The following is a 17,525-nucleotide window of genomic DNA, read 5'->3' as shown; positions in this document are numbered from 1 at the left end:
GCTTTCGCATTTCAGGGCAGCGTGAGCTGCCTTTTTTATGTCCGATCAGTGAGCATCGATAAACACGATTTTCAGGATGAACAGCAGGGCCACCACGACCACACACGGGCTGAGCTCACGCAGGCGGCCGGTCCCGATTTTCATCACGCAGTACGAGATAAAGCCCAGGGCAATCCCTTCGGTGATGGAGAAGCTGAACGGCATCATGACCGCGGTGATAAACGCCGGAACGGCCTCGGTCAGGTCATCCCACTTCACGCGGGCAAGGCTTGAGGTCATCAGTACACCCACGTAAATCAGCGCGCCTGCGGCGGCGTAGGGCGGTACCATGCCGGCCAGCGGCGAGAGGAAGATCACCAGCAGGAACAGCAGGCCAACGACAATCGCCGTCAGACCGGTGCGGCCACCCACGGAAACCCCGGAAGAGCTTTCGATATAAGCGGTCACGGACGAGGTGCCGATAAACGAACCGGCTACCGACGAAACGCTGTCCACAAACAGCGCCTGCTTCATGCGCGGGAATTTGCCCTTCTCATCCGCCAGCCCGGCTTTATCGGTCACACCAATCAGCGTGCCGGAGGAGTCGAACAGGTTGACCAGCATGAAGGAGAAGATCACGCCCGCCAGGCCCAGATTGAAAGAGCCTGCCAGATCAACATGACCCACGACCGACATCACGCTCGGTGGAGTGGAAACCACGCCCTGGTACTGCACGTCGCCCAGCAGCCAGGCCAGCAGCGTGGTGACAACGATAGAGACCAGCACGGCGGCGTGAATGTTGCGCGAGGCCAGAATCGCAATGATAAAGAAGCCCAGCACGCCCAGCAGCACGCTGTGCGACGTCAGGTTGCCGATGGTCACCAGCGTCTCGGGGTTAGCCACGATCACACCGGCGTTTTTCAGGCCCATCATGCCGATGAACAGCCCGATACCGCTGGTGATGCCCACGCGCAGGCTGAGCGGAATATTAGCAATCATCCAGTAGCGCACCTGGAAAATAGTCAGCAGCAGTAAGCCTACCGCGCCCCAGAAAATGGCGCCCATGCCCACCTGCCACGGCAAGCCCATTGCGCCTACGACCACAAAGGCGAAGAAGGCATTCAGCCCCATCGCTGGCGCCAGCGCCACCGGCAGGTTAGCAAACAGCCCCATCAGGATACTGCCGCCCGCCGCAACCAGACAGGTGGTGACGAACACCGCGCTGGTGTCCATGCCCGCGGCACCCAGGATCTGCGGGTTAACGAAAACGATGTACACCATGGTCAGGAAGGTGGTGAAACCGGCGATAACTTCCGTACGCGCGGTTGTGCCGTGCGCGCGCAATTTGAACACGCGTTCGAGCAGCCCCGTTGACGCCTGGGCACTGTGTTGTTGGCTCATTGGTTGGTTCCGAAATCAGGAAGGAAATTGGTCGCTATCCTATACCAAAATGCGACAATAGTGCTGTCTGTCACAGACTTTTTTTCATTGATTTTGCTTATACGGCATCGATTGCGTGCGTCAAAAGACGTAGCGTAAACGTTAAACTTTCGATATCAGGAAAAAGCATGTCCAGCATTGATGCACTCTTCTTTGACTGCGATGGCACGCTGGTTGACAGCGAAGTCATCTGCTCCCGCGCCTACGTGCATATGTTTGCCCGTGCCGGTATCACTCTCGATCTTGAGGAAGTGTTCAAGCGCTTCAAAGGGATAAAACTCTACGAGATCATCGACACCATCAATAATGAACATGGCGTTAACCTGCAAAAAGCAGACCTTGAGCCAACGTATCGCGCCGAGGTCGCACGTCTGTTTGACAGCGAGCTGGTGGAGATCCCCGGTGCGGCGGCGCTGCTCGAGCGCGTAACCGTGCCGATGTGCATTGTCTCCAACGGTCCGGTGAGCAAAATGGAGCACTCGCTCGGTAAGACCGGCATGCTGAAGCATTTCCCTGACAAACTGTACAGCGGCTACGATATTCAGCGCTGGAAGCCCGACCCGGCGCTGATGCATCACGCGGCCGATGCCATGCGGGTAGACGTCACGAAGTGCGTGCTGGTGGACGACTCGGAGGCCGGCGCGCGGGCAGGCATCGCGGCAGGGATGCAGGTCTACTACTTCTGCGCCGATGCGCACAATCCGCCGCTCGATCACCCAAACGTCACGCCGTTCACCGATCTGAGCGAGCTGCCCGCGCTGTGGCGCGCCAGAGGTTGGGATATCACGCGCTGATAGCGCCTGTTTCACTGCCATAAAAAAACCTCTCGTTAGAGAGGTTTAGTTTTCCCCTCTTCTGCAGAAAGAAGGGCGCAGCGAGGAAAACCTCACTCCTTCGGATCTTTACCGGCCAGCAGCTTGTCCAGCTCGTCCCCGCCAACGTGACGGAAATCCTGTCCTTTCACGAAGTAGAAGATGTATTCGCAGATGTTCTGGCAGCGGTCACCGATACGCTCGATGGAGCGTGCGCAGAACAGCGCGGTCAGCACGCTGGGGATGGTGCGGGAGTCCTCCATCATGTAGGTCATCAGCTGACGCACAATGCCTTCGTACTCCTGATCCACCTTTTTGTCTTCGCGGTAGATACGAATCGCTTCGTCGAGATCCATACGCGCGAAGGCGTCCAGCACGTCGTGCAGCATCTGCACGGTATGACGGCCCAGCGACTCCAGGCTCACCAGCAGCGGCTGGTGCTGCTGGGAAAACTTCTCCAGCGCGGTGCGGCAGATTTTGTCCGCCACGTCGCCAATGCGCTCCAGCTCGGCGATGGTTTTGATGATCGCCATAACCAGACGCAGATCGCTCGCGGTCGGCTGACGTTTGGCGATGATGCGCACGCAGGCTTCATCGATCGCCACTTCCATCATGTTGACCTTCTGATCACCGTCGATGACGCGCTTCGCCAGCTCGCTGTCCTGGTTGTGCATCGCCGTGATGGCGTCGGACAGCTGCTGCTCCACCAGCCCACCCATGGTCATGACCTGGGTGCGGATGTGTTCCAGCTCAGCGTTGAACTGGCCGGAGATATGTTTATTCAGATTCAGGTTATCCATCGTTCCTCCAGATGCCCAAAAGTTGACTGGCTGTAACGGGGCGGCAGCAGTGGCCAGCGCGGCGACAGGCAGAAAAACTCAGGGGCAAATCAACCGTAGCGGCCAGTAATGTAATCTTCAGTTTGCTTCTTCTTCGGACGGGTAAAGAGTTCGTCGGTATTGCTGAACTCGATAAGCTCGCCGAGATACATAAACGCGGTGTTATCTGAACAACGCGCAGCCTGCTGCATGTTGTGGGTAACGATAACCACGGTGTAGTCCTGCTTCAGTTCGGTGATCAGCTCTTCGATACGCCCGGTGGAGATCGGGTCCAGCGCCGAGCATGGCTCATCAAGCAGCAGAACTTCCGGACGGATTGCAATCCCGCGCGCGATGCACAGACGCTGCTGCTGACCGCCCGAGAGAGAATACCCGCTCTGATGCAGCTTATCTTTGGTTTCATTCCAGAGTGCGGCTTTGGTCAATGCCCACTGCACGCGCTCGTCCATATCGGCACGGGAGAGCTTTTCGAACAGGCGCACGCCGAACGCGATGTTGTCATAGATAGACATCGGGAACGGGGTCGGCTTCTGGAAAACCATGCCCACTTTGGCGCGCAGCAGCGCGATATCCTGGTTCTGGGTCAGGATGTTTTCCCCATCCAGCAGGATTTCGCCTTCGGCACGCTGCTCCGGGTAGAGCGAATACATTTTGTTAAAGGTACGCAGCAGGGTGGATTTACCGCAGCCGGACGGCCCGATAAACGCCGTTACCTGGTTTTTTGCGATATCCAGACTGATGTTCTTCAGGGCATGGAATTTGCCGTAGTAGAAGTTCAGATCGCGAACCTGAATTTTGTCCGCCGTGGTATCAACAATACTCATCTCAATCTTTCCTCATCCGACGCCGCCTGTGCAGCGTCGCAAAATTAACCGTGTTTACCTTTGGCGAACAGGACGCGCGCCAGAATGTTCAGCAGCAGGACGCACAGCGTAATAATCAGTACCCCGGCCCAGGCCAGCTGTTGCCATTCGGCAAACGGGCTCATGGCGAATTTGAAAATGGTCACCGGCAGGTTAGCGATAGGCTGCATCATATCCGTGCTCCAGAACTGGTTGGAGAGCGCGGTAAACAGCAGCGGCGCGGTTTCACCGGCGATACGGGCAACGGCCAGCAGCACGCCGGTGATAATCCCGGACACGGACGCCTTCAGGGTAATGGCGGAGATCATCTTCCACTTCGGGGTTCCCAGGGCGTACGCGGCTTCACGCAGACTGTCGGGCACCAGCTTCATCATGTTCTCAGTGGTACGAATAACGATAGGCACCTGCAGCAGCGCCAGGGCAATCACGCCCGCCCAGCCGGAGAAGTGCTCCATCTGCGCCACCACGATGGTGTAAACGAACAGGCCCACCACGATAGACGGTGCGGAGAGCAGAATGTCGTTGATGAAGCGAATGATCTCAGCCAGCAGGGATTTGCGGCCGTACTCAGCCAGATAAATCCCGGCCAGAATGCCGAGCGGGGTACCGATCACCGTTGCCCACAGGATCAGCAGGCCGCTGCCCGCCAGGGCGTTAGCCAGACCACCACCCGCCGTGTTGGGCGGCGGGGTCATTTCGGTAAACAGCGCCAGCGACATGCCGTCGATACCGCGCGTCACGGTGGAAAACAGGATCCACACCAGCCAGAACAGGCCAAACGCCATGGTCGCCATAGAGAGCGTCAGGGCGATGCGGTTTTTCATGCGGCGCTTCGCCTGCATCTTGCGGCGAGACTCCGCCAGCCCGGCAGGATTTTGCAGTTCTAAGGTAGCCATTAGCGCGCCCCCTCGTTTTTCGCCAGACGCATGATCATGAACTTCGAAATCGCCAGCACGATAAAGGTAATCACAAACAGGATCAGACCCAGCTCCATCAGCGCCGCCACGTGCAGGCCGGATTCTGCTTCCGCGAACTCGTTGGCCAGCGCCGAGGTAATGCTGTTGCCCGGCATGTAGAGCGAGGCGCTGTCGAGCTGGTAGGTGTTACCGATAATAAAGGTCACCGCCATGGTTTCACCCAGCGCGCGCCCCAGACCCAGCATCACGCCGCCTATCACACCGTTTTTGGTGAACGGCAGCACGATGCGCCAGATCACTTCCCAGGTGGTGCAGCCGATGCCGTAGGCCGACTCTTTCATCATCACCGGGGTCTGCTCGAAGACGTCACGCATCACGGCCGCGATGTAAGGGATGATCATGATGGCCAGGATCACGCCCGCCGCCAGGATACCGATCCCGAACGCCGGGCCAGAGAACAGCGCGCCGACAAACGGAATGTTGGAAAGCACGTTGCCAACCGGCTCCTGGAAGTAGGTCGCGAACAGCGGGGCGAAGATAAACAGCCCCCACATCCCGTAGACGATACTCGGAATAGCGGCGAGCAGTTCAATGGCAATACCCAGCGGGCGTTTCAGCCAGGCCGGGGCCAGTTCCGTCAGGAACAGCGCGATACCGAAACTCACCGGAACGGCGATCAGTAGCGCAATAATGGAGGTCACCAGCGTGCCATAGATGGGCACCAGCGCACCGTAGATGTCGTTTGGCGCATCCCACTCTTTGGTCCAGAGGAAAGCGAAGCCGAACTTCTGAATGCTTGGCCAGGAGGAGATGATCAGGGAGATGATAATGCCGCCCAGCAGCAATAGCACAATCAGCGCAGCCAGTCTGACCAGCGCGCCGAATATCATGTCACCTTGTTTGCCTGGAGGCGTAAATGCAGGCTTGGTTGCAGCCATAAGTTACTCTTTAGGTTTAGGTACTGACTCTAACAAACTGCCCGGTTGCGTTAGCGTACCGGGCCTGAAGATGAACTATAACATCCTGTTATGCTGGCGGATAACACGTTGTCATCCGCCATTCTTCTCTTAGTACAGCGCTTTACCGCTGCTGTCTTTTACGTTGGTTTTCCAGGCTGCACGAACCTGCTCAACCACGTTGTCCGGCAGGCTGGCGTAGTCCAGGTCATTCGCTTCTTTGGCGCCGTCTTTAAAGGCCCAGTCGAAGAATTTCAGCACTTCAGCGCCCTGCTCAGGTTTCTTCTGCTCTTTGTGAACCAGGATGAAGGTGGTGGAGGTAATCGGCCACGCATCGTCACCTTTCTGGTTAGTCAGGTCCTGAGCGAAGGATTTGCTCCAGTCCACGCCTTTCGCCGCGTTAGAGAAGCTCTCTTCGGTCGGGCTTACCGGTTTGCCATCGGCAGAAACCAGTTTGGTGTAGGCCAGGTTGTTCTGCTTGGCGTAAGCGTATTCTACGTAGCCGATTGCACCCGGCAGACGCTGTACGAACGCGGCGATACCGTCGTTACCTTTACCGCCCAGACCGGTCGGCCAGTTAACGGTAGAGCCAGAACCGACTTTAGATTTCCACTCTTCGTTCACTTTGGCCAGGTAGCCGGTGAAAACGAACGAGGTGCCTGAACCGTCAGCACGACGCACAACGGCGATGTTCTGAGAAGGCAGTTTCAGGCCTGGGTTGAGTTTGGTGATTGCCGCGTCATCCCATTTTTTGATTTTGCCCAGGTAGATGTCACCCAGGGTTTTGCCGTCCAGCACCAGCTCACCGGTTTTAACACCCGGGACGTTGATTGCCAGAACCACACCACCGATAACGGTCGGGAACTGGAACAGGCCTTCCTGCTGCAGCTTCTCGTCAGACAGCGGGGCGTCAGACGCGCCGAAGTCTACGGTGTTCGCGATAATCTGTTTTACGCCACCTGAGGAGCCGATACCCTGGTAGTTCACTTTGCTACCGGTTGCTTTCTGATAGGTATCTGCCCATTTGGCATACACCGGCGCAGGGAAAGTTGCGCCCGCGCCAGTCAGACTTGCCGCTGCGTTAACAGCGAAAGCGCTCAGGGAGAAGGTCGCGGCGACAACAGTTGCGACAGTGGTACGCATGATGTTCATAATGTCTCCTGCAAGGTGTTCGTAAGATATTGTTTAGTTTCTACGATGAGCAAAATAGGACAAACAGGTGACAGCTAAATGTACGAAATATGACAGTTTTGTGACAGCGCAATCTTGTCGATAAGAATTTTCGTAAAAGCACGTAATTTCAATAAGATAACAAGAAAGATGACGACAGGATGTCAGCAAAATTTTATTTTTATTACACAGATAACATAGCCGAATATGACAGACTGTCATTTACCGCGCGCAGCGAAGGATGAGAAAAAAGCAGGCGGGAAGGGATAAAAAAACGCCCCGCTTATCATCAAGCGGGGCGCGGGTTTTACTCTACGGTAACTGATTTTGCGAGGTTACGTGGCTGATCGACGTCGGTGCCTTTGATAAGCGCGACGTGATAGGCCAACAGCTGTAGCGGAACGGTATAGAAGATCGGGGCGATGGTCTCTTCCACATGCGGCATCTGGATGATGTGCATGTTATCGCTGCTGGTGAATCCGGCATCCTGATCGGCGAAGACAAACAGCACGCCACCGCGGGCGCGGACTTCTTCGATGTTGGATTTCAGTTTTTCCAGCAGTTCATTGTTCGGCGCCACCACAATCACCGGCATATCAGCGTCAATCAGCGCCAGCGGGCCGTGCTTCAGCTCGCCAGCCGCGTAGGCTTCTGCGTGAATGTAGGAGATCTCTTTGAGCTTCAGCGCGCCTTCGAGGGCAATCGGATATTGATCGCCGCGTCCGAGGAACAGCGCGTGATGCTTGTCGGAGAAGGCTTCCGCCAGCGCTTCGATGCGTTTGTCCTGGGACAGCATCTGCTCGATACGGTTCGGCAGCGCCTGCAGCCCGTGCACGATATCGTGCTCAATCGACGCGTCCGCGCCTTTCAGGCGGCTCAGTTTCGCCACCAGCATCAGCAGGACGGTTAACTGGGTGGTGAACGCCTTGGTAGAGGCCACGCCAATCTCGGTACCGGCTTTGGTCATCAGCGCCAGATCGGATTCGCGCACCAGCGAGGAGCCCGGCACGTTGCAGATTGCCAGCGACCCCAGATAGCCCAGCTCTTTAGACAGACGCAGCGCCGCCAGCGTATCCGCGGTTTCACCGGACTGCGACAGGGTGATCATCAGGCTGTTGCGGCGTACCGCCGATTTGCGGTAGCGGAATTCGGAGGCAATTTCGACGTCGCACGGTACGCCCGCCAGGGATTCAAACCAGTAGCGCGATACCATGCCGGAGTTGTACGAGGTGCCGCACGCAACGATCTGGATGTGCTCCACCTGCGACAGCAGCGCGTTGGCCTGCGGGCCCAGCTCGCTGAGATCCACCTCGCCGTGGCTGATACGCCCGGTCAGGGTGTTTTTAATGGCGTTCGGCTGCTCGTAAATCTCTTTCTGCATGTAGTGACGGTAGATGCCCTTATCGCCGGCGTCGTATTGCAGATTCGACTCGATCTCCTGGCGCGTGGTTTCGCTGCCGGATTTATCGAAGACCTTCACGCTGCGGCGGGTCACTTCAGCAATATCGCCCTCTTCAAGGAAGATAAAGCGACGGGTCACCGGCAGGAGCGCCAGCTGATCGGAGGCGATGAAGTTTTCGCCCATCCCCAAGCCGATTACCAGCGGGCTACCGGAACGGGCCGCCAGCAGAGTGCTCGGATCGCGGGTATCCATGATGACCGTGCCATAGGCGCCGCGCAGCTGAGGAATGGTACGCAGTACCGCTTCGCGCAGCGTGCCGCCCTGAGACAGCTCCCAGTGCACCAGGTGGGCAATCACTTCGGTATCCGTTTCGGAGACGAAAACGTAGCCGCGGGCTTTCAGTTCTTCGCGCAGCGGTTCGTGGTTTTCGATAATGCCGTTGTGCACCACCACAATGTGTTCTGACACATGCGGATGCGCGTTACTTTCTGACGGCTCGCCGTGGGTGGCCCAACGGGTGTGTGCGATACCGGTTCCACCGTGCAGCGGGTGCTCTTCCGCCGCCTGGGCCAGCATCTGTACTTTGCCAAGACGGCGCAGGCGCGTCATCTTGCCTTCGCTGTCAACCACAGCCAGACCGGCTGAGTCATAGCCGCGGTATTCAAGACGACGCAATCCTTCAAGAAGGATCTCAGCAATATCTCGTTGCGCGACCGCGCCAACAATTCCACACATAGTTTTAAGTCCTGATGATGGCATGATGCCATGCGTTGTCTGACGATCTGATGCCCGTTATTCGGGCGCCCCGAGCCTTGTAGAGAGTGGGGTTATTGTTATGGTACTGCCGTTGGGCGGGGGATTATGTTATCCCCTCATCCCGGCACACCGACGGGCTTACGCATTGCCGATGTGTAAAACCGTCAGCGGGTAGCCAAAGCCACCCGCTGTAAACATTACTTTTTCTTCACCGGACGCTGCCAGCCCTGCTTGTGGACCTGCGGGACGCGGCTCAGCACCAGTTCGTTCTCCGCCACGTCGCGCGTGACGGTGGTGCCTGCGGCGATAGTAGCGCCGCTGCCGACGCTCACCGGCGCCACCAGCTGGGTATCGGAACCGACAAACACGTCATCACCGATACGCGTCAGGTGTTTATTCGCGCCGTCGTAATTGCAGGTGATGGTGCCCGCGCCGATATTCACGTTATCGCCGATCTCGGCATCGCCCAGGTAGCTCAGGTGACCCGCTTTGGAGCCTTTGCCGAGGCGCGCTTTTTTCATCTCAACGAAGTTGCCGACGTGGGCACCTTCGGCAAGCTCAGCACCCGGACGCAGACGGGCAAATGGCCCGATGGTGCAGGCCGCATCAAGGCGCGCATTTTCCACCACCGTGTACGGGCTGATTTCACAGTCATCGCCGATCACGCTGTTTTTAATCACGCAGCCGGTGCCGATTTTCACGCGGTTACCCAGCGTGACCTGACCTTCGATAATCACGTTGGTGTCGATTTCGACATCGCGCCCGTGCGTCAGCTCGCCGCGCAGATCGAAGCGCGCCGGGTCGAGCAGCATCACGCCCGCCAGCAGCAGTTTTTCCGCCTGCTCGGCCTGGTAGACGCGCTCAAGACGAGAGAGCTGAAGGCGGTTGTTCACCCCTTCCACTTCGCTCAGGCGATCCGGATGCGCGGCGACTACCTCGCGGCCTTCCTGATGCGCCATGGCAATCACGTCGGTGATGTAATATTCGCCCTGGGCGTTGTTGTTGTTGAGCTTCCCAAGCCAGCGCTTCAGATCGGCGCCGTTGGCAATCAGGATGCCGGTGTTGATTTCATTAATCTGGCGCTGCGCCTCGTTGGCGTCTTTGTGCTCCACAATGCCGGTTACCGCACCGTTTTCACGCACGATACGGCCATAGCCGGTCGGATCGTCGAGTTTAACCGTCAGCAGGCCGATGCCGTCCTGCGGCTTTGCCGCGCGCAGACGCGTCAGGGTGGCCAGCGTAATCAGCGGCACATCGCCGTAGAGCATCAGGATGTCTTCGTCGTCGGCAAAAAACGGTGCCGCCTGCTGCATGGCGTGACCGGTACCCAGCTGCTCAGCCTGGAGAACCCAGTTTAACGAGTCGTCGGCCAGCGTCTGCTTCAGTAATTCACCGCCGTGGCCATACACCAGATGCACGCGCTGCGCGCCTGATTTATTCGCGGTATCAATGACATGCTGAACCATCGGTTTACCGGCGATGCGGTGAAGCACCTTCGGCAGATCGGAATACATGCGGGTCCCTTTGCCTGCGGCCAGGATCACCACGCTTAATGCACTGTTAGACATACGCGTCCTGATTCTTAATTTTGAGAGAAGTAAAACGGTTTCACGTTGAAAATTCTACATATTTTTCATCATGAAATGCCCGGCGAAAACGGGCGGCTTTTCGTCACCATCACGCCATTTCCCGTGGCCTTCGGCGATGTTTTTACGGGCTTACTGCGCCGATAGCCTCATGGACGGCCCGGAATTCTCCACAGTGTAGCGCTTTTTTAATTGCCTGAAATAAAGCATTGCGGAGCAGGCCGCCCTGAACAGTATGAAACCCGAATTTTGGGCAAAAAAAATGCCAGTCATCAGACTGGCATTTTCACGTTCAAGCCGGTGTTACATCGCTTTTTTGGTTAACTCGATAACGCGCAGTTTCGCGATCGCTTTAGCCAGTTCAGCAGAGGCCTGGGCGTAGTCCACGTCACCGTGGGAGCTACGTACATGCTCTTCAGCCTTGCGCTTCGATTCCAGGGCTCGCGCTTCGTCGAGATCCTGACCACGAATAGCGGTATCAGCCAGAACGGTCACGTTGCCCGGTTGTACTTCAAGTACCCCGCCGGACAGGTAGATAAACTCTTCATGACCGTGCTGCTTAACGATGCGGATCATACCAGGCTTAATGGCAGTGAGCAGCGGGGCGTGACCCGGGTAAATACCCAGTTCACCTTCGCTACCCGTTACCTGGATTTTTTCCACGGTGCCGGTAAACATCTGTTTCTCAGCACTCACGACATCCAGGTGGTAAGTCATAGCCATGTCACCCTCCGATTAAGGCGTTAAAGTTTTTTGGCTTTTTCCACGGCTTCGTCGATGGAGCCAACCATGTAAAACGCCTGCTCCGGCAGATGGTCGAATTCACCGTCCATGATGCCTTTAAAGCCACGGATAGTGTCTTTGAGCGACACGTATTTGCCCGGAGAACCGGTAAATACTTCTGCTACGAAGAACGGCTGGGACAGGAAGCGCTGGATTTTACGCGCACGCGCTACAACCAGTTTGTCTTCTTCAGACAGCTCGTCCATACCGAGGATCGCGATGATGTCTTTCAGTTCCTGATAACGCTGCAGGATGGACTGAACGCCACGCGCGGTGTCGTAGTGCTCCTGACCTACAACCAGCGGATCGAGCTGACGGCTGGTGGAGTCCAGCGGGTCAACGGCCGGGTAGATACCCAGAGACGCGATCTGACGGCTCAGTACCACGGTTGCATCTAAGTGAGCAAAGGTGGTGGCTGGTGACGGGTCAGTCAAGTCATCTGCCGGTACGTATACCGCCTGAACGGAGGTGATAGAACCGGTTTTGGTGGAGGTGATACGCTCCTGCAGAACGCCCATCTCTTCCGCCAGGGTCGGCTGATAACCTACCGCTGAAGGCATACGACCCAGCAGTGCGGATACTTCAGTACCGGCCAGGGTGTAACGATAGATGTTATCGACGAACAGCAGTACGTCACGACCTTCTTCACGGAACTTCTCAGCCATGGTCAGGCCGGTCAGCGCAACGCGCAGACGGTTTCCCGGCGGCTCGTTCATCTGGCCGTATACCAGGGATACTTTGTCCAGTACGTTGGAGTCGGTCATTTCGTGGTAGAAGTCGTTACCTTCACGGGTACGTTCGCCCACGCCTGCAAACACGGAGTAACCGGAGTGCTCGATCGCGATGTTACGGATCAGCTCCATCATGTTTACGGTTTTACCTACGCCCGCACCACCGAACAGACCGACTTTACCGCCCTTCGCGAACGGACACATCAGGTCGATTACTTTGATGCCCGTTTCCAGCAGTTCCTGAGAGCTGGACAGCTCTTCATAGGACGGTGCCGCGCGGTGAATCGCCCAACGCTCTTCTTCACCGATGTCGCCTTTCATGTCGATCGGCTGACCCAGAACGTTCATGATACGACCGAGGGTCGCTTTACCTACCGGTACTTCAATCGGGTGTTCGAGATCGGTAACGTCCAGACCACGACGCAGACCATCAGAAGAACCCATAGCGATGGTACGTACGATACCGCCGCCGAGCTGCTGCTGAACTTCCAGCACCAGATGCTCATTACCATTCGTTACCTCAAGAGCGTCGTACACCTTCGGTACGGCATCCTGAGGGAACTCGACGTCGACCACGGCGCCGATTACCTGGACAATCTTTCCAGTAGCCATCTTGAATCCTCTACGAAATAACCTGGTTAAACCGCGGCGGCCCCCGAGACAATCTCGGTGAGTTCCTGAGTAATGCTGGCCTGACGAGCTTTGTTGTATACCAACTGCAGCTCTTTAATCAGGCTGCCGCCATTATCGGTTGCGGCTTTCATCGCCACCATTCGTGCGGCCTGCTCGCTGGCCAGGTTTTCTACCACGCCCTGATAAACCTGCGATTCCACATAACGGCGCAGGAGGGTATCCAGCAGCGCTTTCGGATCGGGCTCATACAGGTAATCCCAGGATTTACGTTTCAACTCTTCATCTTCTGAGGCCGGTAACGGCAGCAGCTGAGTGATGGTTGGAGCCTGAGACATGGTGTTAATAAATTTGTTGCTGACAACGTAAAGCTTGTCCAGACGGCCTTCATCGTAGGCCTGCAACATCACTTTAACCGGACCGATCAGTTCAGACAGGGACGGGTTATCCCCCATACCGGTCACCTGAGCGACAATGTTGCCGCCTACGGAATTAAAGAAAGAGACGCCCTTAGAGCCGATCATTGCGATATCGCACTGAACGCCTTTATCGGACCAGACTTTCATATCCGCCAGCAGTTTCTTGAACAGGTTGATGTTCAAGCCACCGCACAGACCACGGTCGGTCGACACCACCAGGTAGCCCACGCGTTTAACGTCGCGCTCTTCCAGGTAAGGGTGCTTATATTCCAGATTACCGGTCGCAACGTGACTAATCACTTTGCGCATGGTATCTGCATAAGGACGGCTGGCCGCCATGCGATCCTGCGATTTACGCATTTTGGAAGCGGCGACCATTTCCATCGCTTTAGTGATCTTTTGCGTGTTCTGGACGCTTGCGATCTTACTACGTATCTCTTTTGCGCCGGCCATGAGCTTCTCCTCAATGCCTTGCGGCTTGCCTTACAGCAAGCCGCCAGACGTTACCAGGACTGGGTTGCTTTGAAGGAATCGAGGATGCTTTTCAGCTTGCCTTCGATTTCATCGTTATAGCCACCGGTCTGGTTGATCTCTTGCATCAGCGGAGCGTGGTCACGGTCAACGTAAGCCAGCAGAGCGGCTTCGAAGCTACCGATTTTCGCCAGTTCCACATCTTCGAGGTAACCGCGTTCAGCCGCGAACAGAACCAGACCCTGCTGTGCAACAGACATCGGTGCATACTGTTTCTGTTTCAGCAGTTCGGTCACTTTCTGACCGTGGCTCAGCTGTTTGCGGGTTGCTTCGTCCAGATCGGATGCGAACTGAGAGAACGCCGCCAGTTCACGATACTGCGCCAGCGCGGTACGAATACCACCGGACAGTTTCTTGATGATCTTGGTCTGAGCAGCACCACCCACACGGGATACGGAGATACCCGGGTTAACCGCCGGACGAATACCGGAGTTAAACAGGTTGGTTTCCAGGAAGATCTGACCATCGGTAATCGAAATTACGTTGGTCGGAACGAACGCAGAAACGTCACCCGCTTGAGTTTCGATGATCGGCAGCGCGGTCAGAGAACCGGTTTTGCCTTTCACTTCACCCTTGGTGAAATTCTCAACGTATTCCGCGTTAACGCGGGATGCACGCTCCAGCAGACGGGAGTGGAGATAGAACACGTCGCCCGGGAATGCTTCACGTCCTGGCGGACGACGGAGCAGCAGGGAAACCTGACGGTAAGCAACGGCCTGTTTAGACAGGTCATCGTATACGATCAGCGCATCTTCACCGCGGTCACGGAAGTATTCGCCCATGGCGCAACCGGCATACGGTGACAGATATTGCAGTGCAGCAGATTCAGAAGCCGTCGCCACCACAACGATGGTGTTAGACAGTGCGCCGTGCTCTTCCAGTTTACGAACCACGTTAGAAATGGTGGACGCTTTCTGGCCGATGGCCACGTACACGCATTTGATACCGGAATCGCGCTGGTTGATGATGGCATCGATCGCCATCGCGGTTTTACCGGTCTGACGGTCACCGATGATAAGCTCACGCTGACCACGGCCGATTGGGATCATGGCATCAACGGATTTGTAACCCGTCTGTACCGGCTGATCGACGGACTGACGATCGATAACGCCCGGTGCGATAACTTCGATTGGCGAGAAGCCATCGTTTTCAATCGGACCTTTACCGTCGATTGGCGCACCCAGGGTGTTAACCACACGGCCCAGCAGGCCACGGCCAACCGGAACTTCCAGGATACGGCCGGTGCACTTCACTTTCATGCCTTCGGCGAGGTCTGAGTACGGACCCATTACCACGGCACCAACGGAGTCGCGCTCCAGGTTCAGTGCGATAGCGTAACGGTTACCCGGCAGTGCGATCATCTCGCCCTGCATACAATCGGCCAGGCCGTGAATGCGGATAACGCCGTCACTTACAGAAACAATAGTACCTTCGTTGTGAGCTTCACTCACAACATTGAACTGAGCAATGCGCTGCTTGATCAGTTCGCTGATTTCGGTGGAATTCAGTTGCATGCTCCAGTCCCCTTAAGACTGCAAGACGTCTGCAAGACGTTCAAGACGGCCGCGTACGCTACCATCAATGACCATATCACCCGAACGGATGATAACGCCTGCCATTACAGACTTATCGATTTTGCAATTCAGCTTCACTTTGCGTGACAGACGTTTTTCCATCGCGGTGCTGATTTTCAAAAGCTGTTCTTCACTCAGTGCGTTGGCAGAGGTTACTTCAACTTCTGCAATAGCCTCGCTGGCTTCACGTAAATGAATGAACTGCTCAAGAACGTCAGGGAGCGCTTTCAGACGACCATTATCGGCCATAACCTTAATCAGGTTCTGGCCATTGTCGTCCAGCTGCTCACCACAAATTGCGATAAACGACTCGGCGAGCGTTTCCGGTGCCAGTGCACCAGAGATAAGCTCTGCCATGTATTCGTTTTTCGTCACCTCAGCGGCGAAAGCCAGCATGTCCTGCCAGCGATCGACACTGTGGTGTTCAACGGCAAAGTCAAAAGCTGCTTTGGCGTAGGGGCGAGCTACAGTTACAAATTCAGACATCAGCCCCTCCCTCCTTACAGTTCAGCGACCAGTTTATCGACGATGTCGCTGTTAGCAGCTTCATCCACGGAACGTTCGATGATTTTCTCGGCGCCGGCAACGGCCAGCATAGCGACCTGCTTACGCAGCTCCTCGCGAGCACGTTTACGCTCGGCGTCAATTTCCGCCTGAGCCTGCGCCACGATTTTGTTACGTTCCTGTTCTGCTTCAGCTTTGGCTTCGTCCAGGATCTGAGAGCGACGCTTGTTAGCCTGCTCAATGATTACCTGGGCTTCCGCTTTCGCTTTTTTCAGCTGGTCGGTCGCATTGGCCTGTGCAAGGTCCAAATCCTTCTTAGCTCGTTCCGCAGAAGCCAGACCGTCAGCAATCTCTTTCTGACGTTTTTCGATGGCAGCCATAATTGGCGGCCATACGTACTTCATGCAGAACAGAACGAACAGGACAAACGCGATGGCCTGGCCGAGGATTGTTGCGTTAAGATTCACAGCACAATGCCTCTTTATTAGTTAACGTTCTGATATTGCTTGTAAAAAGCAACGCTCACTACGCGACAGCAAACATCACGTACAGACCCAGACCTACAGCGATCATCGGGATTGCGTCCACCAGACCCATTACGATAAAGAACTGAGTACGCAGCAGAGGAATCAGATCAGGCTGGCGCGCTGCGCCTTCCAGGAATTTACCCCCGAGGATGCCGATACCGATCGCAGCACCGATTGCCGCAAGACCCATCATCACAGCGGCAGCCATGTACAGCAGATCCATATTCAGGTTTTCCATGACAGTCTCCAGTTTGTTTCAGTTAAAACGCAGTAGTGTTGTTTAAAAATTAATGCTCTTCAGACGCCATCGACAGATAGACGATCGTCAGAACCATGAAAATGAAGGCTTGCAGCGTAATGATCAGGATGTGGAAAATGGCCCAGGGCACATTCAGAATCCACTGTGACCACCACGGCAACAGACCAGCAATCAGAATGAAAATCAACTCACCAGCATACATGTTGCCGAACAGTCGCAGACCCAGTGAAACCGGTTTGGACAGCAGGCTTACCCCTTCAAGGATTAAGTTGACAGGAATAAATGCCCAGTGATTGAACGGCTGCAGCGTCAACTCTTTCGTGAAGCCGCCAATGCCTTTCATTTTGATGCTGTAGAACAGGATGAGGACGAATACGCCCAGCGCCATGGAGAGGGTGATGTTCACGTCAGCAGACGGCACCACACGCATCGCAGGCAGGCCAAGGACGTGCTCAGCAAACATCGGCAGCAGGTCGATTGGCAGTAAGTCCATCAGGTTCATAAGGAATACCCAGACGAAAATCGTCAGGGCCAACGGCGCGATGACCTTGCTCTTGCCGTGGTACATGTCTTTTACGCTGCCATGTACGAAGCCGACAATCAGCTCAACCGCGGTCTGGAATTTGCCCGGAACGCCGCTGGTAGCATGCTTCGCCACACGACGGAACAGCACCAGGAACAAGAGGCCCAGTACCACCGAGAAAAACATGGAGTCGATGTTGAGCGTCCAGAAGGTGGCCGGGGGGTTATGCGGATCCACCAGTGAGAAGGTACGAAGATCGATCTGAAGGTTATTCAGATGGTGACCTATGTACTCCTGAGGTGTTGAGATTTCTCCTGCGGACAT

Annotated in this window: 17 protein-coding genes; 1 reads left to right on the top strand and 16 read right to left on the bottom strand. The window is 55.9% G+C overall.

Annotated features, from left to right (window positions below):
- Nucleotides 1–45: 45 nt before the first annotated feature.
- Entirely contained in the window at nucleotides 46–1,380 is a 1,335-nt protein-coding gene (locus DW58_RS18140) for an NCS2 family permease (RefSeq protein ID WP_024548479.1), read from the bottom strand.
- Between the two features lie 167 nt (nucleotides 1,381–1,547).
- Here DW58_RS18140 and yieH point away from each other — a divergent pair, with 167 nt between their 5' ends.
- The gene (gene yieH / locus DW58_RS18135) at nucleotides 1,548–2,213 is read left to right on the top strand and encodes a 6-phosphogluconate phosphatase (RefSeq protein WP_029593228.1); all 666 of its coding nucleotides are present in this window, start codon (nucleotides 1,548–1,550) and stop codon (nucleotides 2,211–2,213) included.
- A 92-nt stretch (nucleotides 2,214–2,305) separates the two neighbouring features.
- Here the strand turns inward: yieH and phoU are convergent, their stop codons facing one another.
- The 15 genes from phoU to atpB all read right to left on the bottom strand — a co-directional run bounded on the left by phoU (nucleotide 2,306) and on the right by atpB (nucleotide 17,525).
- Complete coding sequence (gene phoU, locus DW58_RS18130) at nucleotides 2,306–3,031, bottom strand: phosphate signaling complex protein PhoU (RefSeq protein ID WP_024549252.1); 726 nt, start codon at nucleotides 3,029–3,031, stop codon at nucleotides 2,306–2,308.
- 89 nt (nucleotides 3,032–3,120) lie between these two features.
- Nucleotides 3,121–3,894, bottom strand: a complete 774-nt coding sequence (gene pstB / locus DW58_RS18125; RefSeq protein ID WP_024549251.1) for a phosphate ABC transporter ATP-binding protein PstB — start codon at nucleotides 3,892–3,894, stop codon at nucleotides 3,121–3,123.
- 44 nt (nucleotides 3,895–3,938) lie between these two features.
- Nucleotides 3,939–4,829, bottom strand: coding sequence for a phosphate ABC transporter permease PstA (gene pstA / locus DW58_RS18120; RefSeq protein WP_024549250.1), 891 nt, complete (start codon nucleotides 4,827–4,829; stop codon nucleotides 3,939–3,941).
- The gene (gene pstC / locus DW58_RS18115) at nucleotides 4,829–5,788 is read right to left on the bottom strand and encodes a phosphate ABC transporter permease PstC (RefSeq protein ID WP_024549249.1); all 960 of its coding nucleotides are present in this window, start codon (nucleotides 5,786–5,788) and stop codon (nucleotides 4,829–4,831) included. The genes pstA and pstC overlap by 1 nt, the downstream gene beginning before the upstream one ends.
- 129 nt (nucleotides 5,789–5,917) lie before the next feature.
- A complete protein-coding gene (gene pstS / locus DW58_RS18110) occupies nucleotides 5,918–6,958 on the bottom strand; it encodes a phosphate ABC transporter substrate-binding protein PstS (RefSeq protein ID WP_024549248.1) in 1,041 nt (346 codons plus the stop codon).
- Between the two features lie 325 nt (nucleotides 6,959–7,283).
- Nucleotides 7,284–9,113: a glutamine--fructose-6-phosphate transaminase (isomerizing) gene (gene glmS / locus DW58_RS18105; protein ID WP_024549247.1), complete on the bottom strand. Its 1,830-nt coding sequence runs from the start codon at nucleotides 9,111–9,113 to the stop codon at nucleotides 7,284–7,286.
- A 218-nt stretch (nucleotides 9,114–9,331) separates the two neighbouring features.
- Nucleotides 9,332–10,702 carry a bifunctional UDP-N-acetylglucosamine diphosphorylase/glucosamine-1-phosphate N-acetyltransferase GlmU gene (gene glmU, locus DW58_RS18100; RefSeq protein WP_024549246.1) on the bottom strand — a complete coding sequence of 457 codons (1,371 nt, stop codon included), beginning with the start codon at nucleotides 10,700–10,702 and terminating at the stop codon, nucleotides 9,332–9,334.
- A gap of 321 nt (nucleotides 10,703–11,023) precedes the next feature.
- On the bottom strand, nucleotides 11,024–11,443 hold the full coding sequence (locus DW58_RS18095; RefSeq protein WP_024549245.1) for a F0F1 ATP synthase subunit epsilon: 420 nt from the start codon (nucleotides 11,441–11,443) through the stop codon (nucleotides 11,024–11,026).
- A 20-nt stretch (nucleotides 11,444–11,463) separates the two neighbouring features.
- The gene (atpD, locus tag DW58_RS18090) at nucleotides 11,464–12,846 is read right to left on the bottom strand and encodes a F0F1 ATP synthase subunit beta (RefSeq protein WP_024549244.1); all 1,383 of its coding nucleotides are present in this window, start codon (nucleotides 12,844–12,846) and stop codon (nucleotides 11,464–11,466) included.
- Between the two features lie 26 nt (nucleotides 12,847–12,872).
- Nucleotides 12,873–13,736, bottom strand: a complete 864-nt coding sequence (gene atpG / locus DW58_RS18085; RefSeq protein ID WP_024549243.1) for a F0F1 ATP synthase subunit gamma — start codon at nucleotides 13,734–13,736, stop codon at nucleotides 12,873–12,875.
- Between the two features lie 50 nt (nucleotides 13,737–13,786).
- Complete coding sequence (gene atpA / locus DW58_RS18080) at nucleotides 13,787–15,328, bottom strand: F0F1 ATP synthase subunit alpha (RefSeq protein WP_024549242.1); 1,542 nt, start codon at nucleotides 15,326–15,328, stop codon at nucleotides 13,787–13,789.
- Nucleotides 15,329–15,340: 12 nt separating this feature from the next.
- Complete coding sequence (atpH, locus tag DW58_RS18075) at nucleotides 15,341–15,874, bottom strand: F0F1 ATP synthase subunit delta (protein ID WP_024549241.1); 534 nt, start codon at nucleotides 15,872–15,874, stop codon at nucleotides 15,341–15,343.
- Nucleotides 15,875–15,888: 14 nt separating this feature from the next.
- On the bottom strand, nucleotides 15,889–16,359 hold the full coding sequence (atpF, locus tag DW58_RS18070; protein WP_024549240.1) for a F0F1 ATP synthase subunit B: 471 nt from the start codon (nucleotides 16,357–16,359) through the stop codon (nucleotides 15,889–15,891).
- A gap of 58 nt (nucleotides 16,360–16,417) precedes the next feature.
- Entirely contained in the window at nucleotides 16,418–16,657 is a 240-nt protein-coding gene (gene atpE, locus DW58_RS18065; RefSeq protein WP_000429386.1) for a F0F1 ATP synthase subunit C, read from the bottom strand.
- A 49-nt stretch (nucleotides 16,658–16,706) separates the two neighbouring features.
- Nucleotides 16,707–17,525: a F0F1 ATP synthase subunit A gene (gene atpB / locus DW58_RS18060; RefSeq protein WP_024549239.1), complete on the bottom strand. Its 819-nt coding sequence runs from the start codon at nucleotides 17,523–17,525 to the stop codon at nucleotides 16,707–16,709.

Origin of the sequence: Siccibacter turicensis LMG 23730 (assembly GCF_000463155.2) — a bacterium.
Taxonomy (GTDB): domain Bacteria; phylum Pseudomonadota; class Gammaproteobacteria; order Enterobacterales; family Enterobacteriaceae; genus Siccibacter; species Siccibacter turicensis.
This window is presented reverse-complemented; position numbering and strand designations above follow the sequence as displayed.